The organism is Trinickia camelliae (assembly GCF_053525655.1).
In genome coordinates, this window is the sequence record NZ_JBCHAA010000032.1 from 1 (window position 1) to 24,378 (window position 24,378).

Here is a 24,378-nt window from a genome sequence, read left to right on the forward strand (position 1 = left end):
CGGCAATCGTGTGGTTCATCGCAGCGAGCCAGTCAGGCCGGTTGAGAACGAGCGCGGCCGCGAGGGCTTCGCCCTTAGACATGGCATTGATGCCGCCGGCTGCGGCGTCGCGCGCCTTGCTGAGCATGTGCTTGAAATCTGGACTGCTAGTGTCGATCACCGCTTCGGTAATCTTGCTGAGCATGCTCTTGAAATCCCGATTGCTCTTGTCCATCGTCACTCCCGATATCGGCGCGCAACGGCGCGGGTGGTTGCTGACCGCTCGGCACGCTCACACTGCGCGCCACGTTGCAAATCATAGTCGCACATCATTCCTAATACAAGACTATGTTTTGCAACATGGCGTGCCTCGACCGTACAAGGGTTTGACGGCGGCCGGCGCGACGTTGCACAACTTAGGAGTTTTGCAACGCTGCCGGTTGGCAGGGTGGCTCACTCCGTGAGCCAGTGCATCGCGGATACCAGCAAGCGCACAAAAGTACGTAGGCCGCGTCACACACGAAGCACTTATGCAAACGCTCACCGAGCAGCGCCCGCGAAGTACACTTAGCCGGCTTCGACCATACCGAACCGGGGGTTGAGAGACATGAAGATTACGAAGTGGCTGCATATCCAGGAACTTGGCAGCGACCAGTGGGTGTTGCCGATCTACACCGCATGGCATCGGGCTGCCGATCAGAAGCGCATGCCGCCACTTCCGTCCACGATTGGCGACGCTGGGCTTGCCATCACCACCCGATTGAACCTGCTGCCGCGTATCACGAAGCGCCTACAGGATGATTTCGGCGCACTGGCGAAGGACATCATTGCCAACGTGAAGGACGAGCATATATTCACGTCCGACCACGAGGGCGTCGCCCTGCCAGTCGACAACGACCTGAAATACCTGGTGATCGCAGACCTGCACACCCTTGTCTCGGAGCTCGATGCCAGCATCGACGCGATGAAGAAGTTCATGCACGCGATACATGAGCACGTTGGCAAGCCAATCGCTGATGAGCAACGCAAGCGTCTGATAAACGATTGGATGCAGCAGAAGGGCATCGAGTCGAAGTGGATCGTGCAGTTGTCTAGCTGCCGAAACTTCGTGCAGCACGTGGGCGCGTTCTACCTTGCCATCGACGCGAGCGACGGCAGGTACGACCTCCTGCTGGTCAAGAAGAACGTCAAGGTCTTGGATAACCCGAAGACCTATGTGCGGCTCGCGATGGTCGACCAGATCGTCGCCGGATTCATGGCGTGCCGCGTGGAATTGCAGCGCCATCTGATTTCCCTGCTCGACGAAGCGGCTTGACAAAGCGCACTACGCCCGCTTCGCGCGCAGGTGGTTGCGAAAACGTAGGGGTATCGCGGTTATCGCGAAGGCGAGGCGCAGCAGGAAAATCCCCATATCGCACGCTCCCCTGAGTGGTACGACTGGGAAAGCGGCTGGCGTGACGCCTGGGCAGACCATGAGGACAGCAAGGCCCGCGAGCGCTGGCCGGACGACTGAGGATCGCCAAGTAAGCAAGGTCTCAGGCTCCCCCTTTGCTTTTCATCGGTCCTCGGAACCGGGGGTAGATTTTTTCAGGCCCGCATTGCGCGGGCCTTTTTTCATACGCAGATCATTTAGTAGATTCGATGAAAGCGCCGAGCTTATCGAGATCGTGCGACCAGAACAGGGATAGCCCGCGCGCTTGCGCTTGTTCGAGGTTAAGAACCTTGAAGACACCCGCGAGTGCAGCAGCCGGAACGACTTGCGCAGTGCCGAACTGCTTGAGCCAGTATTCCGCCTTGACAGCGGCATCGTTGTTCAAACGCTTCACGCTGTTGGTGGAGCTGTTCGACACTTTGCACTCTATCGCCATAAGCCGTGTGTCGTGCAGACGTACGACAACATCCGCCTTGCGCTCGCCGAGCTGACACTCTGCGCAAAACTCATTCATATTCGGCCCTTTGACGATCGTGCTGATTGCCACGGGCGGGACTTCGGTGAAGCCCTGGGTGCGAAGATAGTCCTTGACCGTCGTCTCTTGATCGTTCTTGCCGTCGTGGCGTCGCTCCGTGGCGATGCGCTGCGCCGCCAAGAGCACGGACGAGGCTAACAGCGCCGCCTCGCGCTGCTGCTTGGTTGGTGAGCCGCCTGCTTCCATCCACGGAAAACGATGAGGATCAATCACGCGCGAAATGACATCGAACACCTTGCGCAGCATTTCGGCGTTCTTCTTTAACTTGAGAACCCCCGGAGCGATTGAGTCGACGTCGGCAATGACCTGCAAATCGTCGTCTGAGATCGGCGGGCCTGCCAGATAGCGCAGCGCTTCGCCGAGCCCTAAGCCATAGGCTTCGGCGAGATTGTCGTCAGTAATCGCAGTAGGGTTGAGGTCGCTTAGTTTCTTGAAAAGCAACTCAAATTTGGCGCGCGCCTGCGTGTAGTGCGTTTCCCAAGAGTCACTGACCGTCAGGCGCTCTGCCCGAAAGTGGCCTGCTGAGATTTTGGCGTCTTCGGTAAGTTCGTCTAGGGTCCATCGGGGAGGTGTGCTTGTCATGCAAGAAGTGTTTCAAGGCTTGGGATTCGCAGACGTTCGATTTCCTTCGGCTCGAATTTCGTCAAGCCGCCGGCATAGGTTCTGCCGCTCCCCATGTTGATGTTTTTGTTCAGCCACGTCACCAGCTTCGCCATGACACCTTCGGCCAGCGGTTCGCGCGGGTAGAGTCCGTGAGCGATGTTGATGTGTCGCGCGTCGCACGTATTGAGCGTAAATTGAGGCGGTCGACGGGCCATATACGTGCACAGGATCGGGGCCGGAGCCTTGAGACCCACGGACCACCAGGCTTTGCGGTGTTGCGCGATGTAGCTCTGATCCGCGCCGTTGAGCTTCGCCCAAGACAGGAAGGCGTTGATGCGGCGCCGTTCTTCTTTGGTGAATTCATCCAGCTCGGCAGGAAGATCAATGACACGCCGCAGGTCCTCTGCCGATTGCAGCCTCGCCCCGGCCTGAATCAAATCTTTGGCCTTGGTGACTGCGGGCAGTTTGACGCGCTCGGGCAGGCCCTTCGCATGGTCGCCCGCAATCCAGATATCGTTTGCACCCGTGACCTGACCACGGTGCACGCGGAACAGTTCGCCAAGCTCGATATCGCCGTCCGTGGCAACCTCGGACGGGCGAACGATGATCGACCAGCGCGGAGAAGCGTGCAGCCGTTCGCGCGGAACGTCGGAGCCCTTGGTCAAGCCATTAAGTTGTTTCAGTTCGCCAACATCGCGAACGCGCACCGGCTTGGCCGTCTCACCGACGCGAAAGCAGGTGATCGCAGCCGTTGTTTGCGTGCCAGGAAACGCTTCGACGGTTGGCTCAAGCACATGCACTGCGATGCCGCCTAGCTCATCAAGCAGCAGCCGACGCAGTGCAGAGCCGTAGTTCACGTCCATCCACTCGGCCGATGTGATGAACGCGCCCACGTCGCCCTCTTTCGCGAGCAGACGCGTTTGCAGGAAAAAGTGCAGATGCAGACCCGCGAGGCCGCTCGCCTTGATGCCGAATCGCGCGAAGTTCGAGGCATACCAGGCTTTCCAGTTCTCGGCAATGTCATGGTGCCGCACGTAAGGCGGATTACCAATGAACGCCGTCACGCCGTGGCAGCTAGGGAGTTTGACCTCGCGATAGTCCTTGACCAGCACGGTTGCCCGGTCCGTCCAACCGCGTGCGTTCAGATTGGCGCGAAGCATCAGGGCGGCGAGCGGGTCCATCTCGACGGCGATGAGTTGTGCGTCGGGAAAGGCCGCTCCTGCGGCGAGGATGAAGCGCCCCGAGCCAGCCCCTGGATCAACGATACGGGCAGGCGCGCCTTGAGCGACTAACCAAGCCATCATCGAACGGACAATAGCCGGTGGGGTGTAGACGGCCCCTGTCTCACGACGCTGGACAGCCGAACGGACGTAGGCGAATGCGTTACCCAGCGGATCGTTTCCGGCAAGAATATCGTTGCGAATGCCGTCCACGCAGGCTGGCTCAACAATTTGCCGTCCGACTTTCTTTTTCAATGCTCTTTCGCCAGCAGAAAGGGCAGTCGAACTCCCGACCAATGCCGCAGCAATGGCGATCAGGTCGTTTTCTGTTTGGATGTGAATCATGTGTGTGCGCTGTGCTTGTGGCTTTCCCACAGTTCGGCGAATAGGACTTTCAGCGTGATGCCGCGCTTAGTCGCTTCCATCTTCACCTCCTGCGCAAGCGCCGGGGTCATGCGAATGCCTACGATCTGTGTCTCGCCTTCGTTCTTGGCGTTTTTGCGCACGTCTACTTTTGGCGTAGTCATATGAAATTTCCGTCTTCTGTCGACTAGTCGACGGGAGTATAGCCGATGTGAGGTGAGGGGGGCTGATTTCGAGCGCGGCTGACTTCTCGGCCTGGCGAAGCGGCTGGCGTGACGCCTGGGCAGCCCATGAGGACAGCAAGGCCCGCGAACGCTGGCCGGACGACTGAGGAGTTTTGCGACGTGCAAAAAAACCGGCCGCCGAAGCGACCGTCGAAAACTCCGCCGCCGGCGGAGCCTGAGAGAGTTAATCAGCGCGAACGGCGCGCAGCGTGCCGGCCGGTGCATCGTCGTCCTCGATGAGGAACAGACTGCGATCCTTGCCGGCGATCCAGCCCGGCTCATGGCCCCGGCCGCTCCATTCGCGACCGGTGGCCGGGTCGCGATACTTCGCGACAACCGGCTTCATGTGGTACGTGCCACGTCGATAGCGTCGGAGTTCGTTCGAAGTAATGTCCCACTCGGTCATCTTCTCGCGAATCTCCTGCAAAACGTTTTGCCGTTCGTCCTGCCTTGCACTCTCGATGCGCCGCTCCAACTTTTGCAGCTCGGCGCTGAGGTGCCTGTACGTATCGCCTTTCACCTGATTCTGTCCTCCGTGCTAGTTGATGCGATCAGTTCGAGCCGGCCGCCTTCGGTGCGGCCGCCTTCCACGTCTGGAATGCCTTGTCGCGCTTCATGTGCTGGATAAGAACGTGCTCGATGATGAAATCAAGCGATAGCTCTACGCCGTTCATTTCCTGATAGGCCCGCTGGTACGCGAGCAAATCGGCGTGTATCTCCTGCGCGAGCTGCACGGGGAGCTTCGTCTTTTCCGGCTCGCGCTTGACGATCGGCAGCAGCAGACGATTCGAAGGATTACGGGGCGTTTTCTGCGTCATGGTGGGTAGCTTCCTTAGTGCTTGGCGGTAACGGTTTTGAAGACATTGAGCGGCCAGAGCCACACGTAATAGAGCCGCACGTCGATGCGGCTGTTCCAGGTGAGTCCTTGCAAGGCTTCGGCGGGCACGACGCGGGCAAGCAACACTGCGATATAGCCCACGAGCACGTAAGCGCCGAACGTCAGGACGGCGCTGTTGGTGATTGCGAGACCCAGGCGCGGGGTGAGCAAACACACGATGAGCGAGAAACCAACCAAAATGCCAACGTTGGTGAGCCGCACGCGCAGCGCGCGGCTACGCGTCATGTTGAGGTCGCGCTGTTTGAGCGTGGCCTGTTCCTGCTCACTGGCGACGCGCGCAAGCCGAGCGGCCATAGCTTCGCCGTGCCGGCGGAACAGATACGGCGCGATGCGTCGATAGATCGCCGTCGCAAAGGCGCCGGCAACAAGCACGATGACGGCGTTCATGATGAGTTGATGGGTGGTGTTCTGCATGGTGTCGGCTCCTTTAGCGCTTGGCGTGCTTCTTCTTGAATACCGGGTCGTACAGCAGCTCAACGCAGTTCCAGTCGCGCATATAGATAATCACGTCGATGGTGGCGTGGACGGTGCGCAGGATCATGTCGTAATCGAGCATCCGGCCGACCTCGGACGATTTGACGAGATCCGCGATGCGCCACGGAGTTTCAACGGCGCTCTCCGAGTGCGTCGAAAAGATGTTGCCGGGGTGGCCGGTGTTCGCGCTCTTGAGGTAGTCCCAGGCGGCGTCGTCGCGTAGCTCGGTCAGAAAGATGCGATCAGGTGAAAGCCGCATACAGGTGCGCAGGCACTCACGCGCGGACAAACGGCCCTCCTGTTCGCCGTACATGAGATAGCCGATTTCGTCTTGCGCGTCTGAACCCACTTCGTGCGTGTCCTGCAACACCATCACGCGCTCACTGCGTGGCACGAGATTCAAGAGCGTGCGCGTCCAGGTTGACTTGCCGGAGTTGGTCGGCCCTGCTACTGCGATGTTGCATTTGCCGACCACGGCCTTTTTCAGAAACTCAACGTAACGGCGCTCGTCGCGCAAGACGATCATTTCCTGCTCGAAGTCCGATAGCTTCGTCGCGTCATCAAAGGTTCGTACCTTGAGCTGGTCGAAGCGGCCTTCGGCGTCCAGTTGCTCAAGGGTCTTGTCCACGGCGAGGTGCTTACGGAACGCAATCAGTACCGTGCCTTCGAGCACGGCCGGCGGCCAGCAGATTACGCCGCGCGTACCGTCCGGCAGCATCACGTCATTGACGGGTTGCCGGGGCAACCCGTTCGCGTTCAGCAGCGTGTCAGTGAGGCGATTGAGATAGGAATGCGTGAGAAACGGCGCTTCGTGAAAGACGCGGCCTTGCCGGGTCGCGCACACGAGCTGGCCGAACCTGTTCACGCGCATTTCGTACACGTTCTCGTCTTGAAAATACTTCTGCAACGGTTCGAGCGTGTGAAGCAGCGATCTGTTGTCGAAATACTTGGCTTGCATCGGTGCGTTCATGGCTGCGTCCCGTCCATAGAGAGCGTGTACACGTCACTGAAATCAACATCGCGGCGGACATAGATATTCACCGTGTCGCCCTGCGCGTCGTAGAGCGTCGGCGGTACGTCGATGGTCGCGCGCAGCGCTTCGGCCGCGAGCTGGTTAGACGTGTTCGACGTGTTATCGAGATTCAGATACGTGTTGTTGCTGCCGCTGTTCGCACTGTTGGCCGCCGCTTGCACAAGGCCCGAGCTGAGGTCAGAAAAGAGCGAAATCATCATGGCACCACCAAAGCGCGTCCAGAAGTGGGTATCGACCTGCCCCGGAATGCCCGAGCTGCCAAGCGCGTTCGTGCCGGGGCTGTCGAGATTGGCGATGGTGTTATCCGGGTTGCGAACCCGCGTCCACAGGACAAATACGCGGTTCTGCCCCGCCTTGATGCCTGCCGTGATTTCGCCGTCAACGTGCGCGCCCTTGTCGATGAGCTTCACGCGACCATCAGCCGAATACACGTCGCGGCTCACCTGGCACGCGACCATACCGGGCTGAGTCGTGTCCAGCTCGGTTTTCGTGCCGCAAGGGATCATCGTGCCGCTCGGGATGGTCAAGCTCGGATGCGCAAGCAACGTCGCCTTGACGGCCTGCGGCCGGGTGGCGGTCGTCTGCCGGTCAAACGCGTCGCTGCTCGAGCTGACGCGTTGCATGGACGATCCGGCGGGCTGGCCGGCCGGTGCGCCGCCTTGAGCGCCGGCCGGCGCCTGGCCTTGGTCGGCGCTGACCTGCTGGCCGCCCGCGAGCTGAATCCCGAGCCGGCGCGCATTCGCGACGGCTTCGGGCGACGGTGCCTGTTGCTGCCGCGAGTCCTGGTGTGCCGGTTCCTCCTGTGCCGGCGCGCTGGCAGCCTTCGGGGCGGTCGCGAGCGTCGGATTCGTCGGCGTGTCGCTAAACGTGCGTTCCGGCAAAGCGCCCTGATAGGGCTTGTCCTGCTTCGAGGCGACTGCGGGCTGCGCGGCGGGCCTGCGATGCAGCGCGCCGTATACCATCCAGCCGACAAGTCCAAGGCCGAGCGCGATCACAATGACGATAAAGGCGACGAGGCCAGGCGTCGATGCACGCGGCCCCTTGTTGAACGACTGCCGGCCGTCCTGCACGGTGGGCGTATCGGTGCGGTCGGTCATTGGTTATCTCCTTCGGGTTGCTTCTGCACGCGGCGCACATACGGCGATACGGTGCCGCTCGGGTCCGCGCCAATCGACGGGTTGTAGTTCGCGTTGAGCACGCCAACCACCTTGTCTTTCGAACGGATACGCCATTGCCGTGCAACGTTTTCCGCGACGATGATGTTGTGGTTTGGCCCTTCGATGTGAACGTTTGGCACCGCCTCTTTGCCGGCCGAATTGATATAGGTGATGGTTGGCAGTTCGGCGTTCGGCTCAAACTTGAAGTAGGTAAACCGGAAGTTGTCCCACACGTTGACCGGGCGAATGTCTTCCGTACCGGCTTCGTCGGAGCGGGAATAGCTCAAGTTCGAAAGGCCCGCGCTGGACGCGTTTGCCAGTGCTTCTTGCACGCGCTGCGCGTTGGTTTTCACGAGCGCCGACTTGCGGTCGTCGTCGGGATACGTGTAGTTGAGCGCAAGCGTGGCCGAGCGCATCGACCACGGCGTTTTGATGAACGTGTCCGGCGTGTTGCCGAGCTGACTACCATCGCCGCCGCGCGAGCCGATGAAGTGCAGGAGGATGTAATACACGCGGCGATCCGTGAACAGCGTCAGGTTGGTGTCGCTATTCGCGTTCGTCGGCCAGACCATGATGTGATTGGCGTTCTGCGACAGTCGCCAGCCGCCGGGGTCGCCAAAGGTGTGCGTGACATAACGCTCACCGGGCGCAACATTGATCGTCAGAGACAGACCAATGACGCAATTGACCTCGACGGTATCGGTCGGGTTAAAGACAACAGACTTGATGCGGTAGTCGTGGGGCGAATTGGTTTTCGGCCCCACGGCGCACGCATACTGCGCGCCCGTCAGTGCGAGCGCGGCGGCAAGAGTGAGCATCGCGCGTCGCATAGTTATTTCTCCGTTGCTTCCGTGTTCGGGCGGAACGCCGTGACCTGAAAACCGGCCGGGTTGATGTATCGCTGCTTGGCGGTCATCAGTTTCTTGTCGTACTGATACGAAACGGTCGCGATCCAATGCACGGTCGGTTCCGGCTCGGGGCGATTGCGATACTTCTTCGTCGTCGTGTAGCGCACGGTCGCGATGCCGTGCTCCGTATCAAGAATGACGGAATTGACCTTCACGGTGGTCATTTCGGAGTCGCCAAGCTGCTTGTCGGGCGCGTTCGGGCCGTTCCAGCGTTTTTTGTACTCGTCGGCCAGCGCGCCGGTTGCCGTCAGGTTCACAAAGTCATAGTCCCCCTGCGAGGAATAAAACTCGTAGCCGGTATAGTGATTGACGAACTGCGCAACCCAATAACCGTCCGTCAACTCCCCATAGCTGGTGACCTTGCCGCCGGGAAGAATCGAAAGCTCCTGAATCGCGCCCGTCGATGAGTCGCGCCAAAGAATGTGCTCTGCGATCGGCTCGCAATAACGCCAGATCACGAAGGCGGCGAGCAACAGCGCGAAGATGCCGAAGCCGCCAAATCCGCAGGCAACCTGCCACGCGCGCTTGCGCGAACGCAGGATTTCGTCGGTCAGGTCGAGTTCCAGGCCTTCCCGTTCTTCGAGAAATTTGTCGAGCGCGTCAGCCGTGACCGGCTTGCGCAGTGCGAGCTTATTCATCATCGTGCGGTTCCTCCAGCATTCGCGCCCGTCGCCGGCTGCGGCGTGGCGCTTCCTTGCAGTTCATCAGGAATGTTTTTGTTGACGGAAACAAGGTGGCTCATGTCAGGCTCGGGCGGCGGCTTGACGCTGGCACAGCCCGTCAAGGAAATTAGTAGTGCCAACATGGCAAAAATTACGTATCGCTTCATGGCTGGTTCTCCCTGCGTATGGTGTTAGGAACGGCTCTGCGCGCCTTGTGAGCCTCGCGCGTAGTTGTAGCCGCCGCTCGCGCTACTGGCCGAGCTGCCGCTTGAGCCGCCCGAACTGGAGCCGGAACCGGAGCCACTACCGCTGCTCGATCCGCTGCCGCCGCCCTTGCCCGATCCGCCGCCACCACCACCGCCGCCGGCCTTTCCACCGGCACCGCCGCTGACTGCGGAAATGTGCTGTGCGAGCTTCGTGCTCACGCCGTTCGTAAGCCTCGCGGCGAGGTCGGGCAGCGACTTCAGCAGCACGACCGCCATAACCGTGACAATGGCGGCCGAAATGATCGACATGAGCACGCCGGCATCGGGGTTAGGCGTCGCGGCCGCCGATATCGCGTTGTCGAAAAACTTCATGAACATGCCGAAGCTCATCGCCGTCATGGCGATCAGTGCGATGTAGTTAAAGACTGAGCCAAGCCAGTTCCCGAAGAAGCTCACGAGCGGCGGTGCAATCAGCAGGAAAATGAAGATCGGGCCGAACACCACCGTTACGGCAAGCAGGAACTTGGCAAGCAGGATCGAGATAGCGCCGATACCGCAGATAAGCACCGTCGCCAGCAGCACGACGAGGGCCAACAGCAACGCCACAAGCCCTTGCTCTGAAAGGATACTTGCCTGCGCGAACAGTGTTCGCATGACGGTCAGGGAATGATCCATCGCCTGGTCAATCATCGTTGCGATGGCGCTTGTGCTGCTGCCGGCCGTCGAGCCATTGAGTAGCAGCACGGAGCTGAGGCTGTCCGGCAAGCTAAGCGCCCACGTTGCGAGCGTGGCCGCGTAGAGACCTCCGGTGCCGGCAATAGCAACGATGGCGTAGTACTGCATGAACTTCTTCACGAGCTGCGATAGCGGCTCGCCGCTTGGCATCAACATGGTCGAAACGCCGTCGATCAGAAGCTGGATCGTCAGGCCGACCGCCGCGATGGGCGCAGCCCACGAGACGATGCGGCTTACGTTCTCGGCAACGATCTGCGTCGTTACCGTGTCCATGTAGGTGAATATCTGCGTAACACCATCGTAGGCCATTGCCGTTCTCTCACTTAGCGGTCAGGTTGGGCGCAGTGTTGCTGCTTTGCCCGCCGTTCCGGTAGAAGTCTTTGCCGTTGATGTAAATGTCCGATTCGGCGTTCTGCGCGTTCGCGCAGTTGGCCGAAATCTGCTTCGCTGCGTCATCCTTGCAGCTCGCGACCTCGGCTTTGCGTTCGGCGTCGTGCTCGCGATACCAACTGCGCGTGTGCGCTTCTTCCTCCTTGTTGTTGCACGCCGCGAGAATGAGAACCACGAGAATGAGCGTTGCCTTTTTCATGCTGGACTGTCCTTATTGGCCGGTGATATTGGGAGCGGAATTCGATTCGCTTTCGTCGCCGTACAGGTAGCGCTTCTGGGCCACGGCCTGCTGTTGGCGCAAGAGGTTGTCTTGCGCCTGCTGGCCCATTGCCATGAGCTGGAGCTTGGCCTGTTCGCCGTGGATAGCGCCCTGGGCGGTCTGAATGCGTGCCTGTAGATCCTCAATCTGCTTTTGCGTCGTGGCCTGCCCGATCTGGTTCGTAAGCGACTGCATATCGTTCAGCTCACGCATTTCGTTGTCGTAAGCCTGCTCGGTCATGGCGCGGTCGTAAGCGCCCTTGGAGTGCAACTGCTGGTTGATGAACGTCAGGGCGTCGCCGCGGCCCATGCCCTGAATCTGGCTGTCGAAGCGCGAAAGGATGGACGAGGCCGAGCCGGACACGCTCGATGTGCTGTTCATCGCGTCCGAATAGACCTGCTCCCAGTTCTGCGGCAGATTGCCTTTAAGCGTCGAAAGGCTTGTCGGCAAGAGGTTCTGGTACTGGCCGATGTTCCCGGTAATGGCTGCGTACTGACTTTCGGCCTGTTGCAACTGCGATTTCAGGTTAGCGATCTGTTGCGCGAAGTTGGCGGCCTGCTGCGCGAACGAAGTCGGGTTCGTCACGACGATCTGCGCCTGTGCGCCTGCGCACGAGGCGGCCAGTACAGCGGCGGCTACGGTAGTTCTCACGAACTTCATGGCGTCACTCCTTTAACGGCCGGCTTTTCGGCCGACGACTGCGGCGTAATACTTCGGCAACCACACGTCAGGATCATCGGTGCCAAGGTCACGAATGAGCTTTTCAAGCCGATCCGCGTTGTCCGGCGTGCCCGACAAGATGCTGATTTCTTCGTCCATGCCTTCGAGCTTCATGCTCGCCAGCCCGGATTGGCCGCCCTGACGAATGAGGAATTGACGGCTGTTCTCGGGAATCGACATAACCGCGTCGATATCGGCGGGCGGGCACTTCAAGCCCCTGTCGCCGTAGTCCTCGCGGTCGGCGTCGCGGTTTTCGAGCAGGACTTGCGTAACCATCTGCTGGATGATGGTTTTGCCGATCGTGCTGGAAATTGCGTCGTTCGGCTCCTGCGTCGAGAACACATAGATGCAGTCCTTCTTGCGGTCGTTCTTGATGCCGCGCTTGACCTCGCGAACCATGATCGGGTCATCGAGATACTGTGCGAACTCGTCAAACACCTGAATGAAGCGGCGCTTGCCGTCGATCGTTTCGCGCACGCGGAAATTCAGGTACATCAGCATCGGCGTGCGTGTGACCGGTGCGACTTCATCCTTGCCGACGAGAAATTCGGTCAGGTCGAACGCGTTGATATCGTTCTTGCGGAAGTCGAGCAGGTCGGCGTCATTGTCGAACAGCCAGCCGTACTCGCCGTGGCGCGTCCACGGCAGCAGCATCGCGGCCACGGTCAGGCGCATGGTCGACGTGCGGTGCGGCTTCTCGCAGTGCTCCATGACCGCCGTAAGCGTGCGGCTGTCCATCGGGATATAGGATTTGCGCGCTTCCAGCTCGGCGGCGCTGAGGCCGGCGTCGATGGGCGGCCCCATGACGGCGTCAATAGCGCTGTTGAGCGTGTCCAGCTCGGGCTGCTCCATCGGCTTACCGTTCAGCGTGATTTCGCAAAGCACACGCAGCAAACGTTTGACAAAGGCGATGTGAATAAGCGTGGGCGTGAGCTGGAGCGGCTGCCAGCCGGTATTCAGCCCCTCTTTCAGCACCGTGTAATGGCCGTGCAGCGCCTTGACGAGCGGATACATGCCGCGATCACGGTCATAGATCGCCATGCGCGGGTCAATCGAAACCTCGGTCGAGAACGTCAGCAGCGCATTAAGCGTGGTCGTCTTACCGGAGCCGATGCGCCCGAAAATGCCCGTTACACCTGCCGGCCGCTTGCCAAACGAGCGCTCAAGTTTTGGCGTCGAATGGAAGTTGAGGAAAAGCGGCGAGCCGCTCACGCCGCGAAACAACATGATTGCGCGGCCCCACGGGTTATCCGTGGGCTTGCCGGAAATGAAGTTGTGAAACGACGAGAAACAGAAAAGGTTCCAGCTATTGACCGGCACCGGCCGGGGCATCCAGGCAGTATTGCCAGGCAGGCGCGAGTAAAACGCCGCGTCTGAAGCGAGGCTGACGGCACCGGCCGATATGCCGCACTGATTCATCATGACCTTGGCTTGGCGCGCGGTCTGCTGCGCGCCATCGGCCGTGAGCGAAACAACGTGCATCACGGCATAGTAAAAGCCCATGATGATGCGGCCCGCTGCAACGTCATCGCGCGCCGTGCTCAATTCCTCGGTTTGCGACTTGCTCGGGTCGTTCGTCTCCATCATGGAAAGCTGCTGATTGCGCAGGAGCACGCGACCGGCCGCACGCGACATGCAGCAAAACACCTGCGTCAGCACGTACTCATACGGCGCCTCCATCAAGAGATTGAGCTGGCCCGGTTCGGTGTTTTCCTCGAAGTCGTGAACCTCGATGCCCGCCATATACAGATTGCGCTCGACGGTGCGCAGCTCGATCACATCGCCAAAGAGCGAGCTGACCGGGCGATTCGTCATCAGGTAATCGCAGATGCGACCACGGCACACCGGCACGATCGACCATTCGCCATTCGCAAGGAAGCTGAACCATTCGAGCACGCGAGAAAAGACGTGCCGTTGCGCGAGCGGCACCGGCTCTGCCGGCACGCTGGCCGGCTCATCGGCCGGCAGCTCGGCCAATAGGTCGCCTTCGGGGTCGTCGTCGTCCGGGTCGTCGTCTTCGATATCGGGGGCGCTGTCGGCGTCCTCGATGAGGTTGCCGTTCTTGTCGCGGTAATAGAGGGTCAACGGCTCGATGCCGTAGGCGCTCATTGCGCCCATTAGCTGAGTCGAAATGTCCTCCAGTTTCTCGATTGCCTGCTTCTGACGTTCTTCGAGCTGTTCGCGCGACGGGCGATCAAACTTCGAAAGGAACTGCTGTGCGATATCGCCAACCGGGTTGTATACGACCGTCAGATACCAGTCGTTGACCATCAGCGGTGCCTTGTCGAACATCTTGCGGTACTTCGCATTCAGATCGCGAGCAAACTTGGTCGGAAACTCGCCGGCCGGGTAGCTCTCGATCTTGTGATGGTGCAAGTGCGTCCAGATTTTGACGTGCTCGTTGCCGATCTGCTTCGCGACGTGGTTGAGGTCTAGCACCCAATGGCGCAACGTCTCATCGGTGGCACTGGCGTGCGTTCGGCCTTGAATGCGGAACGCAATGACGTATTCGCCTCCGACCGTGCTGACAATCGTAGGCGTGAGGTGCTGCGAGTACGGAATGAACTGCGTAAACGAAGGCTCTTTCACAAAGCTCTTGTTCTTTTTGATCTCTCGAGTAGCAACGGCCATGCTATACCTCGTCTCGGTGGTCCTCTTTGATTCGGTCGATGTAGCTGACCGGCGAGAAACTAGAGCCTTTCCATAGCGCAGTGAGTCGCGAGTCGAACCGGTTGCGCACCTTGGTTTTGATCCATAGCCACAAGATGCGGAACATGCGTTCGTCGTGTTTCGTTATCGCGTACTCGACCATCCACAGCAGCGCGAACAGCAACATCGCGTACAAATGGATGAACATGTACAAGGCACCGCAGAACATGAAAGTTCCAAGGAGCACGGTGCGCGGCACGAAAAACCAGCACGGCACACGCGTAGCCCCCTTGAACAGCGGAAATTTCGCGGCCATCACGAAATCCAGTAGCCGACAATCGCAGAAGCGGAGCCGGCGACGATCAGGCCAATGACCGGATAGACGAGCTGGTGCAGCTTGACCATGTGAGCCATGAGGCCAACGCCCATCGCGACGATAATCATTGCGCAGCCAACCGGAACCCAAACCATCATCCAGGTCTGTGCGGAATTGAGGCCGGACGCGCCCGTATCGACGGCAAAAGCCTGCGTGGCCGCAAGCAGGAACATCAGGCCCACGGCGACTTGCGATGCTTGAATCTGTTTCTTCTTCATCGGGGTTCACTCCACGGTTAAGTTTTCGGACTCCCATTCGAAGTCCGATAGAGACAACGCACACTCTTTGACGCCAACCTGCGTGTCGATCCAATCGACCAGCGCGCGCAAGTCAGACCACGTTCTAGGCTCCAGCGCTTTCTTGACGCGGATCGAGCACGTATAGGCCTGGCCGGCTTCGTTCCGAATGTCGATGAACGGAATCCACTGGCGAGACTCGATGCGATGAATCACAACGCGATCGACCTTCCATTCGCGCAAGATGCTTTCGAGCTGGCTTTGCATCGCCAGATACACAACGGTTTTCATTGGCTTCCTTTTGCTGAAACACGGCTCATGAACGCGCCGAGTTCGGGATGGGCGAATGCCCCTTCTTCGATTTGCCCTGCCGCGCCCTGTTCGCCGCCCTGCGTGGCCGGGTCGGCTGCGGGCTGCGCGGGCACGACTGCTGCGACGGCTTGCCGGCGAACCGGCGTCGCGCTCGATGCGCTCGGGCTGGTGGGTGCGCCCGCATCGTTCGCATTGATTGGCCCGTCCATCAGCTCGGGCACCTTGTAGCGAACCTGAGCAACAACGCGTTTGACGTAGCCGTTTGCAAAGCCCTTGCTTTGCGAATCGGTGTTGTAGCAAGACAAGGCGCGCTGCAAAGCGCCCTGCCCTTCTCCAACGGCCTGCACCGCACGCGCATAGCAGTTGCCGAGAATGAGGGCCGCCGCGCGCAAGTTGGTGCAAGGGTCTAGGAGCTGTTCACCCGTAAGCCCTAGACTGCGAAAATTGCCAGAATTGATCTGGGCAAACCCAACGTCATAATTCCAGCCGCGCTTGTTGAGCAACGCGATGGCGTCGCGTGCGTCCTGCTCGGTCGCGGGTTGCCGGGGCAGGCTGTTACCGCCGTTGACGTTGATGGCGTATTGGTTGTTGTGAGACTCGGCGCGAACCAGATACGCGAGCGTCAGAGGATGAATGTCAGGCGCGCACGTGCGGGCCAGCGCGAGGATCTGCGGTGACAACGCAGCAGGCGTCGCCTCCGCAACCACGGGCAAAGCCAGAATTGGCACGAGAGAGAGTGCGGCGGATTTATTCACACATCCTCTTTTGTACGAAACGGACCGAGTATATTATGGAAGCGTAATCAGTGAGAGGCAAGGATAAAAATGCGAGTCGGCGTCTTGTCAGAAGGCAGGATGGAACCGTGATCGAGTTCGTACCGTTCCCATCAAAGACGGCACCGGGAGGCGAGGCGCGCTACCGCGACCCTGCGAATCCGCTCAACACCTGGTCTGGGTGGGGCCAACGGCCTGCATGGGTCGTGGCCTACCTGGATCAAGGTCGAAAGCTGGAGGAATTCCACATTCCCAACGCCGCGCCGATCACGCGCCCGAGCTATCGCGATCCAGAGAATCCGGCCAATACGTGGTCGGGCTTCGGCCGGCGGCCGGCGTGGTTGATGGCGTACGTGAAAGCAGGTCGAACGCTCGATGAATTCGAGGTGACGGAAGAAAAGAAAGGATGAGACATGGGGCAGGTCATTCCAATTAAGACGGGTAAGCGTGTTCGCCGCGAACGTCGCGCACGGAAGTTCGCCGCGCTCTTTGAGCGCGCTACACCGGCCCTGGCCGGCGCTGCTCGTTTAATTGGTCGCCTGTTGCGTGATACCGCGTGGATGCTCGCGTGCGGCTCTCTTCGTCTCTTTGGCCGCTACATACGGTTTGGGTTGACGCTTGTTGTTCTCGCGGGCCTCGTTGTTCTTGGTGTCGAATACGCTCATCACTGGCCGCACCCTCGGAATGCGATCATCACAGGAGTCGTGATACTCGCGCTGCTGGGCCTGCGTGAAGCGTTGATTAGACTGGAACGCCGAGCGCTCTTTTAAGCCCCCTTATGGAGATAACGCCATGAAGAAGAAAGCTGTCTCATGCGCCCTCGCACTCATGCTCGGTTTGTCAGGCCCGCTCGTTGCATTTGCTTCGCCGTGCGATTCCCTTGTCTGTATGACTGGCAAGGCAATGGGGCAGTCCGGCGGCGATAACTGCAACCAGCCGATCAGCGATTTCCTGTCCATCAAGAAGTTCCACCACGGGCACCTTGACCTAAGCGCGACGTCAGATGCACGCAGGCAATTCCTCAACGAATGCCCTGACGCCAACCAGTCCAACGTGGGCAATGTGGATCAGGTTATCAGCCTCTTTGGCGCGATGGAATAACCTGTAACGGCACAGTTACGAATTAACCTTTTTTGATATTCGATAATTGTCGCCGATTACCTGTCTTATTTACCAGCTTGATTTTAGCGTTAAAGCCTGGTATGGAATTATTCATATTGGGTAAAATAATGGCGAAATAAAAGGGAGAGAAGTTGCCTTCTCTCCCTTTCTCGTACTGCGGCGGCTATTAGAGCCTTCTCCCTAGAACCCGACTTCCTCCTCGCTGATTTCAGCCGTCGAACGCTGCGGTACTACGTCAAGCGCGATGCGAACAGAGTTGTCGGCGTTACGCTTGCGACGGCCAAACACGGTGAGGCGCGGTGCTGCCTTCCAGTCGTCCTCCGTGTACTCGTTTTCGACGCCAGGCGTCAGGGGCAAGACGGTGAGATAGCCTGTGTAGTCCGGCGACTTCTCCGTCTTCTTCTTCTCGCTGCGAAAGAGTCGCCCCGAGAAATGCACCTGCCCTTTCGCGCCAACCGACAAGTCGAGAAACTGCGCATCCGAACCGTTGCGAGCTTCCTTGAGGAAGGCCGACAACGGCACCGATACCCCTTCGAGCTTGATCGAACCTGTAAACATCGGCCCGTTTGCGCGGGCATGGTCGGCATCTACAGGAAACAGAGCGGCGGTGGTACGGGTCGTTTCGGTCAACATGATGAACCTCCTTCAAGGGTATGAAAAAGGCCATCCGGGAGCGTCGAGAGACGCACCACGGATAGCGCAGTGCGTCTCTCGACAACCCAAAGGTAGGACAAAAGGCAGGAATTCTCAAGCCCGATACAGCGGTTTCGGGCTGAGTGTACTTATTGCGCCTCGGTGATTGCCGCCGCGTCGTCCAGCTCGGCCGGCTGGCCGTGCTGCTCAAACGTGGCCGTCAGAATGCCGAAGCTGTGGCGCGCGGCATTGCGCACGGCCGTTGAGGGGCTTTCGAGCGTTGCGCCAAGCAATTCCGCCGTGGAGTTCACGAACCAGATTGGCGACGTGAGCACGCGCCCAGGGAATGCCGTGCTGAGGCCGTCGATAAGCCGCTGCGCGGCTTCCTGCGCGTGCTTGTTCGTTGACCAGGCGGACGGCAGCGCGAGCGCGTTAGGCATCGCCTGCATGTCGAGCGCGACGGCTTCTAAATCTTCCTCGGATGCGCGAAACGGCAGGATGGTGAGGTGTGCCGCGTCGGCCATCGCCTTGTCGAACGCGGGACGGTTGCCGCCGCCGTCAACGATCAGCCAGCCGTTAAGGTTGCTCTGACTCGCTGTGAGTATCTGGGCCAGTGCGTTCGGGTCGCGCCCGTCGAGCACGCCATACGGGCGGCCCTCGGCCTTCACACGGCGATGCGGATCAGTCAGGACATATGCGGCCGGCTGCTTGCGGAGAATCGCGCCTAGAGCCATCAGGTGCGCGGTCGTGGTTTTGGTCGTGCCGCCCTTCTGCCCGCCGACATAGACGATGTTGCTCATACGCCCCCCTTCTCTAGGACTTCAAGCATGATTTCCTGGGCCGACACCATGCGCCCGGTGTCCCGGCTGCGATCTGCTGCTGCTGCCACGTAACGCGCGAGAAGGGCCCGCGATGGTCGCAACGTCAGTTGCGTCGTGTCGGCCGGCTCCTTCTTCGCCGTGGCCTTGGCCGCCTTTCTTGCCGGTGCGGCCGGTGCTTCGGCCGCCGCCGCGCCCTGCCCTGCCCCGCTCGGTGCCCCGGCCGTCATGGCGGGTGCTGCGGCCGGTGCGGGCGCTGCCGCCGCAACCGGCACGAGTGGCGACGCTGCCGCCGCCCCGAGTCGAGCTGCCAAATCAACTACCCCTTTCGGCTGCTTCATTTCATAACCTCATAAAGTTATTTCGTTACGACGTTACGACGTTACGACGTTATAGAGCCAAAGCGTTACAACCTCATGCGGTTATAAGCTTCGATTTCGCTGCCCATTCCGCGAAGTTTTGACGCTACGCGGTTACAGCGTCATAGCGTTGTGATGCTGTAACGCTATAGCTCTATGACGTTCTGATGTTTCAACATCTCAACTGCACAACGTCATAACATCATACACCACTAACGCCATAACTGCGAAACCTCTTAACGCTGTAACTTTAAAACCTCATAACGTCGTAACGTTTTGACACAATAAAGTTAAGACTAAAGCACTTAGAGAGCGTGTACACGCTCTCCTTTGAACTAAAATAGAAGCGTGTACACGCTCTCTCTTGGAGTTGACAGTGACCCACCCGAACCGCGAATCCTGGCTGAACTTCGTTGCCGCGCGCATGGCGCATCTGTTCGAAGAACTCGACGCCCCGCTGCCCGAGCGCGTGCGTATTGCGATCGGGTTCACGTCCTCCGGTTGGAGAGGGAAGCGCATTGGCGAGTGTTGGGACAATCGTTGCAGCGATGACGGCCACTTCGAAATCTTCATCCGGCCCGACCTCGCCAACTCGCCCCAAGTCATGCCGATGGAAGTTGCCGCGATCCTCGGTCATGAGCTGGTACACGCGGCCGTAGGCATCCCCGCCGGTCACGGCAAAGACTTCCGCCGGGTAGCGAAGGGCATCGGCCTGGAAGGCCCGATGCGCTCGACCACGGCCGGCCCGAAATTCCGCACGGCGCTGGAACCGATCTTGGCCGAAGCTGGCCCGCTTCCTCATGCCCGCCTGCGCACCCAGGCCGAGCACATCGAGCCGGGTACGGAACCGGGCGACGAAGGCGGCCCGAGCACGACCGCGCCGAAAAAGCAGACGCGCCGGCACATCAAATGCCATTGCGCCGAGTGCGGATACACCGCGCGCACGTCGCGTAAGTGGCTTGACCTTGCCGGCCCGCCGCATTGCCCGTTGCACGGCGCAATGGCCGTCGATGAAGCTTCCGACGATGCAACCGACGAGCTGGAAGCCGAAGAAATCTAACCGCGTAACTTCATAACTTCATAACCGCGCCGTGTATAATTCACGGCGCATTGTTTTGCGGCTTCTCGATGCCAAGCGCGGCCGGAAAACAGGCGGCTGCGCCGCAAAATGACGGGCCGGCACCGCTTACGCGGCCCCGGCGGCGGTCTGCAAGGGCCAGTGGTTCACCCGCGCCCGCCCGTGGATGGCTGCGCTCACCACACCGCAAGGGTGTGGAGAGTCCCGGCCGCTGGCCGGGATACCGCACCCAACGCACCGGCTCCCCGCGAGCTTTTGCCTACGGCGTGACGCGCTGCGCGCGCCCAATTGAGATAAAAAAACTCAACCAAGCGACTGCGGCCGACGCTTGCAGAAAATCGCCGCCGTAAGCCGCCCGCGATGGTCTAGGTAGACAACCCCCTTAGCCGAGGCGTCGGAACGGCACCACGGGCCGCATTTCGCGGCGCAGGCGCATTCCAGACCCCAGCCGCCCCCTTTCTGTAGACAAATCGGCGGTGATGAAGCGATTAACGGTCAGCCGGGTTGGTCCCCACAGGGACGAGTTGAGCGGGCGGGCCGGCCGCAGGACGGGCCGGGCGCGATTTATCTCGCTCTTAGCCGGTGGCGGGGCTTGCCCCGGCAGCGGCTTAGAGCCTCGGCTCCGCGGGCCTGGGTGAACGGGAGGGGTGCCGGGGTCGTCAAGGCGCGTAGCGCCGTGATTCCCCCGTTTGCGGGTCGGCACGAGCCGAAAATGGGGGCTAGATCATGCTACCCCGCGGGAAAAATCGGCCGCGCTAAAGCAGAGTGAGAAGGAGCGGCCCGCAAACCCTTGTCGCGCCTAGATCGCACCGACAACTCCAGCACCTCGAAAGACAACTCTGGCCGTTCGAAAGACAACTCCAGCCCTTCGAGAGACAAAAAACACTTGATTTTTGTCTCTCCCTCGGTCATCCTCTGACGCTGGAAAGACAATTTCGCCGCGAAAAATGTCTGGCGAATAACCGAATCGAGCGAGAGTAGCCATGTCTGACGAAAAGCCGAACCTCCGATACCTCGAATTCTCGCCCCAGGTGAACCCGCTTCTGGAGCCGCGCCAAATCACGATCAAGCGTCGCTATGTGGATAGCGGCGTGAGGCGCGAACTGATGGACTCCGATGGAGTCGTACAGGCCGCGACCGTCATTCGCAACATCGAGGAAAAGGACGATGCGGAGTTCGTGAAGGTTTTCGCGGCCGGCGTGTCGGCCAGCTACGACCTCTCGCGCACCGGCCAGCGTGTCTTTCAAGCTGTCCTCGATGAGTACCAACGCACGCCAATGCAAGGCGGCTTCGCCGATGCCGTGTATCTGAGCTGGTTCGGCGAAGGGCTGTCCGGCCGCGACATTGGCATGAGCGAAAAAACCTTCCAGCGCGGGCTGCGCGAACTGCTCGGCAAGTCGTTCCTCGCGCCCAAGCTGCCAAACGTCTATTGGGTTAATCCTGCCCTGTTTTTCAAGGGCGACCGTGTCATGTTCGTGCGCGAATACCGTCGCCGCAGCGCGCAGACGAAGGCTGTCGATAACAAGCAAGGCAAGCTGGACGTGTGAGCGTGTGGCTCACGCGTCCGGCGGCGTCGTGCTGGCTGCCATCGCGTCGAGCTGCTGCCGGCGCGCGTCGATGATCCGCCGTGCGACCTTCTCCATGATTGCCGGGTCGGCGTCGCACACGTCGATCATGGCGCTAATCAGCTCGGGCAAGTCGAGCTGCGGGCGCAACAGCGGATACGCCTTCAGGTGCTTTTTCGCGCGGCGAAAACTATCCTCGAACACGAGGATAGCCTTTACACCGGGCGTCGGCTCCTTTTTCTTCGGCACGATCTTGCGCACGCCGAATGCCTCGGTTTCGTCCTCGGCCAGCCATTGGTCGGCCGTGAACGACACCACGCGCTCTTGCTTCTCAATCTCGCTCATCCGTCACCTCCGGTTTGCGGCTCGCAGCAGCGGCAAGCCAGTCTTCCAAAGTGAAGTCCTCGTCGGCCATCCGCCGCACGTAGGGTAGGGCGCCAGGAAGGGGCAACGCCTCGGCCTTCCGGCCTGACCGCACCCACTCGCCCGTGAGGAACGCCACGAGCTTTCCGACCTGATAACGGGTCGTGTGAAAGCCAGGCGTCTGATACAGCGAGCGCACCAGCACCGGCACTAGCTCATCGGCGCGCTTCGCGCGGACGGTCGAACGGATCTGAAATCGCCAGGCACGCTCTGTCTCGGTCGTCATGCGCCAAGTCAGGCGAACGCCGCCGCCGGCGGCCTTCGAGTGAGGCAGTTTCAACAGCTCATAACCCGTGACGTGTACACGCTCTCCCGCCTCTAGCGCGTCGTGGAGCTTTTCGAGCGTATGCGCGTCGTGCTGACCGTCCGTAACCATCAGGAACCAATGCAGCGTGCCGCCGTTGCGTTCAAGGTCGGCAAGGATCAGCCGCGCGTTGGCCTTCCCAAGGCTCTTGCGATAGGCGCGCTGGTTCTGGTTCACGAACACGTCATAGCGCGTCGAAAACTTTGCGCAAAGCGCCTCGGCGCGCTCGGCCGGCACGGTGCCGGCCGTGTGGTGCCGGTAGCCGTGCCGAACGAGGTCTAGCAGCCGTTGCATCAACAACGTCTTGTATCGAATAACGCTCGGTTCATTCATGGTTATGCATTTTGCCTGGGAGGCCGAAATATGCCCAACGCATAGGATTGAATCGATCCATTCATTGCTAATGCGGAGCCTTGCTGCGCAAGGCTTTCCAGTTATCCGGGATGCTTCGCATTCCCGGCTAATTATAAGAGATTCCGCACGCGAAGCGTGCTTTCTTCATACGTTGCCACTACACTCAATTCGCTGACCGCCACAAGCGGCCCTAGCGCGCAAGCATCACTCTGCGTCGCCGGGGCCGCCACAAGCGGCCAGCGACGCAGCACCAGGGCAACCAACCCTTGCATTACCTGTTGCCCGAAGTGGTGTATCGCGCGAGCGGTTACACGGATCAGGGGCAGCCTCCATCGCAGTAAGTAGTCCGGGGGCTGACCACCCCTGGATTCCATCACTTCACGCGAGCCGCAAGGCTCAAGGCACGGCTACCAACCGTGCCGAGTGTGCTGAAGTCGTATGCGCGTAATGGCGCTGGTACGACTACGACGAGCGCTGGGCGGTGTAACTCCGCCCTTCGACTCAATCCCCGCGAAGCATTGGGGCGAGGTTGGGCGACACGGAAACGGGCACAGCGAGGAAATGCGCTACTGCCCTGTGCAACGTGAAAACGGGAGATGGCTTAGGCCGTCGCTAGCACCGTCTAGGGGCTGCGGGAAACCGTAGAACCTATGCCACACACGTAGGCTGCTGAGGCGTTCCGAAAGGGCGCAGGCGTGCAAGGGGAAACCTGGCGCACGCGGCACCTACCGGCGCAAGCTGGTGGGGTCGTTGTATAGCTTAAGCGTGTAAATGCGGCCGTAGAGGTCGCTATGTGGTGGGGCATCAAGCCTGTCTGAAGACGAAGCCGTTGACGGCACAACAGGTAAGCGAGCCGCTTTGGAATCTCGGGCCGCTGAAAACCTAACGGGTGAGAGGGAACACCTCACTGTTGTTGCTTGAGGCGCAGGCGTGGTGCTCTGGCGCGCAGTTTGGCGTCAGTAACGTTGCACTAACGTGGGAATCCCTAAGGCCGATACCGGGCTGGTAACCCGGTGGCTATGGGAGGGAGAGTGGATCAGTAGGGCCGCACGGCGCAAGCCGCGTAGCTATCCGTCGCGATTCGTCCGAAGCGCGGATAGCAGGCGAAAGCCTGTCCGAAAGTTCGCGGCACACGTAAGCGTGAAGATGCGGGGTGGTTCCCGCAGTGGAGTGTTGGAACGGGCGCGGCTGGTACCCGCGCCCGTCTCGGGATTGGTCTCCTGAGGTGTCCAACGTGTAATTAACCCTTGAGAAAGGAGCTTGTCGTGGAAGCAAATCGCAGTGCAGTTGCCGGCCGTTTCGGTCGGAGTCAACCCGGCAGCCGTCAGGCCGGTGTCGTCAACAAGTCGCGCATCTCGGTGCGTGCAAGTCAACCCGGCAGCGGTCAGGCCGGTGGTCAGGGCGGCCCGCCGTTTGGGGTCGATGGCATGAAAAAGCCGCGTGCTTCGGTGCGTGCAAGTCAACCCGGCAGCCGTCAGGCCGGTGGTCAGTACGGCCCTTTTCGGGTCGGTGGCAATCAGGGAACCGGCGCTATCGCGTCGTGCTCGCTGTGTCAAACCGGGGTTTGAACCCGGCATG

31 protein-coding genes and 1 pseudogene are annotated in these 24,378 nt (G+C 60.1%); 7 read left to right on the forward strand and 25 right to left on the reverse strand.

The features are described from left to right. Positions 1-214: pseudogene (locus AAHK20_RS32380) on the reverse strand (hypothetical protein); the annotation flags it as partial. 426 nt (positions 215-640) lie between these two features. On the opposite strand from AAHK20_RS32380, the gene AAHK20_RS32385 reads away from it, so the two are divergent. Further along, positions 641-1,294: a hypothetical protein gene (locus AAHK20_RS32385; RefSeq protein WP_449185599.1), complete on the forward strand. Its 654-nt coding sequence runs from the start codon at positions 641-643 to the stop codon at positions 1,292-1,294. Between the two features lie 310 nt (positions 1,295-1,604). Here the strand turns inward: AAHK20_RS32385 and AAHK20_RS32390 are convergent, their stop codons facing one another. The 19 genes from AAHK20_RS32390 to AAHK20_RS32480 all read right to left on the reverse strand — a co-directional run bounded on the left by AAHK20_RS32390 (position 1,605) and on the right by AAHK20_RS32480 (position 16,126). Continuing rightward, positions 1,605-2,528 (reverse strand): XamI family restriction endonuclease, encoded by a 924-nt coding sequence (locus AAHK20_RS32390; protein WP_449185600.1) that lies wholly within the window; start codon positions 2,526-2,528, stop codon positions 1,605-1,607. Next, positions 2,525-4,114: an Eco57I restriction-modification methylase domain-containing protein gene (locus AAHK20_RS32395; RefSeq protein WP_449185601.1), complete on the reverse strand. Its 1,590-nt coding sequence runs from the start codon at positions 4,112-4,114 to the stop codon at positions 2,525-2,527. The genes AAHK20_RS32390 and AAHK20_RS32395 overlap by 4 nt, the downstream gene beginning before the upstream one ends. Further along, positions 4,111-4,296: a hypothetical protein gene (locus AAHK20_RS32400; protein WP_449185602.1), complete on the reverse strand. Its 186-nt coding sequence runs from the start codon at positions 4,294-4,296 to the stop codon at positions 4,111-4,113. Before AAHK20_RS32400 ends, AAHK20_RS32395 begins: the two co-directional genes overlap by 4 nt. Positions 4,297-4,540: 244 nt before the next feature. Continuing rightward, positions 4,541-4,876: an H-NS histone family protein gene (locus AAHK20_RS32405; RefSeq protein WP_449185603.1), complete on the reverse strand. Its 336-nt coding sequence runs from the start codon at positions 4,874-4,876 to the stop codon at positions 4,541-4,543. 31 nt (positions 4,877-4,907) lie between these two features. Continuing rightward, the gene (locus AAHK20_RS32410) at positions 4,908-5,174 is read right to left on the reverse strand and encodes a DUF2274 domain-containing protein (RefSeq protein ID WP_449185604.1); all 267 of its coding nucleotides are present in this window, start codon (positions 5,172-5,174) and stop codon (positions 4,908-4,910) included. Between the two features lie 14 nt (positions 5,175-5,188). Further along, complete coding sequence (locus AAHK20_RS32415; RefSeq protein ID WP_449185605.1) at positions 5,189-5,641, reverse strand: hypothetical protein; 453 nt, start codon at positions 5,639-5,641, stop codon at positions 5,189-5,191. 40 nt (positions 5,642-5,681) lie between these two features. After that, positions 5,682-6,698 (reverse strand): ATPase, T2SS/T4P/T4SS family, encoded by a 1,017-nt coding sequence (locus AAHK20_RS32420; RefSeq protein WP_124617257.1) that lies wholly within the window; start codon positions 6,696-6,698, stop codon positions 5,682-5,684. Next, the gene (gene virB10, locus AAHK20_RS32425; protein WP_449185606.1) at positions 6,695-7,858 is read right to left on the reverse strand and encodes a type IV secretion system protein VirB10; all 1,164 of its coding nucleotides are present in this window, start codon (positions 7,856-7,858) and stop codon (positions 6,695-6,697) included. Before virB10 ends, AAHK20_RS32420 begins: the two co-directional genes overlap by 4 nt. Then, entirely contained in the window at positions 7,855-8,748 is an 894-nt protein-coding gene (locus AAHK20_RS32430; protein WP_449185633.1) for a TrbG/VirB9 family P-type conjugative transfer protein, read from the reverse strand. The genes virB10 and AAHK20_RS32430 overlap by 4 nt, the downstream gene beginning before the upstream one ends. A gap of 2 nt (positions 8,749-8,750) precedes the next feature. After that, positions 8,751-9,467 (reverse strand): VirB8 family type IV secretion system protein, encoded by a 717-nt coding sequence (locus AAHK20_RS32435; RefSeq protein ID WP_449185607.1) that lies wholly within the window; start codon positions 9,465-9,467, stop codon positions 8,751-8,753. Beyond that, complete coding sequence (locus AAHK20_RS32440; RefSeq protein ID WP_449185608.1) at positions 9,464-9,655, reverse strand: hypothetical protein; 192 nt, start codon at positions 9,653-9,655, stop codon at positions 9,464-9,466. Before AAHK20_RS32440 ends, AAHK20_RS32435 begins: the two co-directional genes overlap by 4 nt. A 24-nt stretch (positions 9,656-9,679) precedes the next feature. After that, the gene (locus AAHK20_RS32445) at positions 9,680-10,738 is read right to left on the reverse strand and encodes a TrbL/VirB6 family protein (RefSeq protein WP_449185609.1); all 1,059 of its coding nucleotides are present in this window, start codon (positions 10,736-10,738) and stop codon (positions 9,680-9,682) included. Between the two features lie 10 nt (positions 10,739-10,748). After that, positions 10,749-11,018 (reverse strand): EexN family lipoprotein, encoded by a 270-nt coding sequence (locus tag AAHK20_RS32450; protein ID WP_342969501.1) that lies wholly within the window; start codon positions 11,016-11,018, stop codon positions 10,749-10,751. A 12-nt stretch (positions 11,019-11,030) separates the two neighbouring features. Next, complete coding sequence (locus tag AAHK20_RS32455; protein WP_429462034.1) at positions 11,031-11,738, reverse strand: TrbJ/VirB5 family protein; 708 nt, start codon at positions 11,736-11,738, stop codon at positions 11,031-11,033. Positions 11,739-11,750: 12 nt separating this feature from the next. Further along, entirely contained in the window at positions 11,751-14,429 is a 2,679-nt protein-coding gene (locus tag AAHK20_RS32460; RefSeq protein WP_449185610.1) for a VirB4 family type IV secretion/conjugal transfer ATPase, read from the reverse strand. 1 nt (position 14,430) lies between these two features. Further along, positions 14,431-14,763, reverse strand: a complete 333-nt coding sequence (locus tag AAHK20_RS32465; protein ID WP_069620892.1) for a VirB3 family type IV secretion system protein — start codon at positions 14,761-14,763, stop codon at positions 14,431-14,433. Continuing rightward, positions 14,763-15,041: a TrbC/VirB2 family protein gene (locus tag AAHK20_RS32470; protein ID WP_069620893.1), complete on the reverse strand. Its 279-nt coding sequence runs from the start codon at positions 15,039-15,041 to the stop codon at positions 14,763-14,765. The genes AAHK20_RS32465 and AAHK20_RS32470 overlap by 1 nt, the downstream gene beginning before the upstream one ends. Positions 15,042-15,047: 6 nt before the next feature. Continuing rightward, positions 15,048-15,350 (reverse strand): KorA family transcriptional regulator, encoded by a 303-nt coding sequence (gene korA, locus AAHK20_RS32475; protein WP_449185611.1) that lies wholly within the window; start codon positions 15,348-15,350, stop codon positions 15,048-15,050. Further along, the gene (locus AAHK20_RS32480; protein ID WP_449185612.1) at positions 15,347-16,126 is read right to left on the reverse strand and encodes a lytic transglycosylase domain-containing protein; all 780 of its coding nucleotides are present in this window, start codon (positions 16,124-16,126) and stop codon (positions 15,347-15,349) included. The genes korA and AAHK20_RS32480 overlap by 4 nt, the downstream gene beginning before the upstream one ends. A gap of 107 nt (positions 16,127-16,233) precedes the next feature. On the opposite strand from AAHK20_RS32480, the gene AAHK20_RS32485 reads away from it, so the two are divergent. The 3 genes from AAHK20_RS32485 to AAHK20_RS32495 are packed head-to-tail and all read left to right on the forward strand — an operon-like array spanning position 16,234 to position 17,245. Then, the gene (locus tag AAHK20_RS32485; RefSeq protein WP_449185613.1) at positions 16,234-16,554 is read left to right on the forward strand and encodes an H-NS histone family protein; all 321 of its coding nucleotides are present in this window, start codon (positions 16,234-16,236) and stop codon (positions 16,552-16,554) included. A gap of 3 nt (positions 16,555-16,557) precedes the next feature. After that, positions 16,558-16,914, forward strand: coding sequence for a hypothetical protein (locus AAHK20_RS32490; RefSeq protein WP_124617232.1), 357 nt, complete (start codon positions 16,558-16,560; stop codon positions 16,912-16,914). A gap of 22 nt (positions 16,915-16,936) precedes the next feature. Beyond that, a complete protein-coding gene (locus AAHK20_RS32495) occupies positions 16,937-17,245 on the forward strand; it encodes a TrbM/KikA/MpfK family conjugal transfer protein (protein ID WP_449185614.1) in 309 nt (102 codons plus the stop codon). 201 nt (positions 17,246-17,446) lie between these two features. On the opposite strand, the gene AAHK20_RS32500 is transcribed toward AAHK20_RS32495, so the two are convergent. From AAHK20_RS32500 to AAHK20_RS32510, 3 genes are all read right to left on the reverse strand, one after another. Beyond that, positions 17,447-17,899: a hypothetical protein gene (locus AAHK20_RS32500; protein WP_449185615.1), complete on the reverse strand. Its 453-nt coding sequence runs from the start codon at positions 17,897-17,899 to the stop codon at positions 17,447-17,449. Positions 17,900-18,048: 149 nt separating this feature from the next. Then, on the reverse strand, positions 18,049-18,699 hold the full coding sequence (locus AAHK20_RS32505; protein WP_124617226.1) for a hypothetical protein: 651 nt from the start codon (positions 18,697-18,699) through the stop codon (positions 18,049-18,051). Then, complete coding sequence (locus AAHK20_RS32510; RefSeq protein WP_449185616.1) at positions 18,696-19,058, reverse strand: hypothetical protein; 363 nt, start codon at positions 19,056-19,058, stop codon at positions 18,696-18,698. Before AAHK20_RS32510 ends, AAHK20_RS32505 begins: the two co-directional genes overlap by 4 nt. A gap of 394 nt (positions 19,059-19,452) precedes the next feature. Between AAHK20_RS32510 and AAHK20_RS32515 the strand changes: the two genes are divergently transcribed. Both AAHK20_RS32515 and AAHK20_RS32520 read left to right on the forward strand, forming a co-directional pair. Next, positions 19,453-20,136, forward strand: coding sequence for a SprT family zinc-dependent metalloprotease (locus tag AAHK20_RS32515; RefSeq protein WP_449185617.1), 684 nt, complete (start codon positions 19,453-19,455; stop codon positions 20,134-20,136). A gap of 1,001 nt (positions 20,137-21,137) precedes the next feature. Then, complete coding sequence (locus AAHK20_RS32520) at positions 21,138-21,701, forward strand: hypothetical protein (RefSeq protein ID WP_449185618.1); 564 nt, start codon at positions 21,138-21,140, stop codon at positions 21,699-21,701. Positions 21,702-21,710: 9 nt separating this feature from the next. On the opposite strand, the gene AAHK20_RS32525 is transcribed toward AAHK20_RS32520, so the two are convergent. Next, on the reverse strand, positions 21,711-22,064 hold the full coding sequence (locus tag AAHK20_RS32525; protein ID WP_449185619.1) for a hypothetical protein: 354 nt from the start codon (positions 22,062-22,064) through the stop codon (positions 21,711-21,713). Further along, a complete protein-coding gene (locus tag AAHK20_RS32530; RefSeq protein ID WP_449185620.1) occupies positions 22,051-22,740 on the reverse strand; it encodes a hypothetical protein in 690 nt (229 codons plus the stop codon). Before AAHK20_RS32530 ends, AAHK20_RS32525 begins: the two co-directional genes overlap by 14 nt. Before the next feature lie 1,325 nt (positions 22,741-24,065). Between AAHK20_RS32530 and AAHK20_RS32535 the strand changes: the two genes are divergently transcribed. Then, positions 24,066-24,368 carry a hypothetical protein gene (locus AAHK20_RS32535; protein ID WP_449185621.1) on the forward strand — a complete coding sequence of 101 codons (303 nt, stop codon included), beginning with the start codon at positions 24,066-24,068 and terminating at the stop codon, positions 24,366-24,368. The last annotated feature ends 10 nt before the right edge of the window (positions 24,369-24,378 follow it).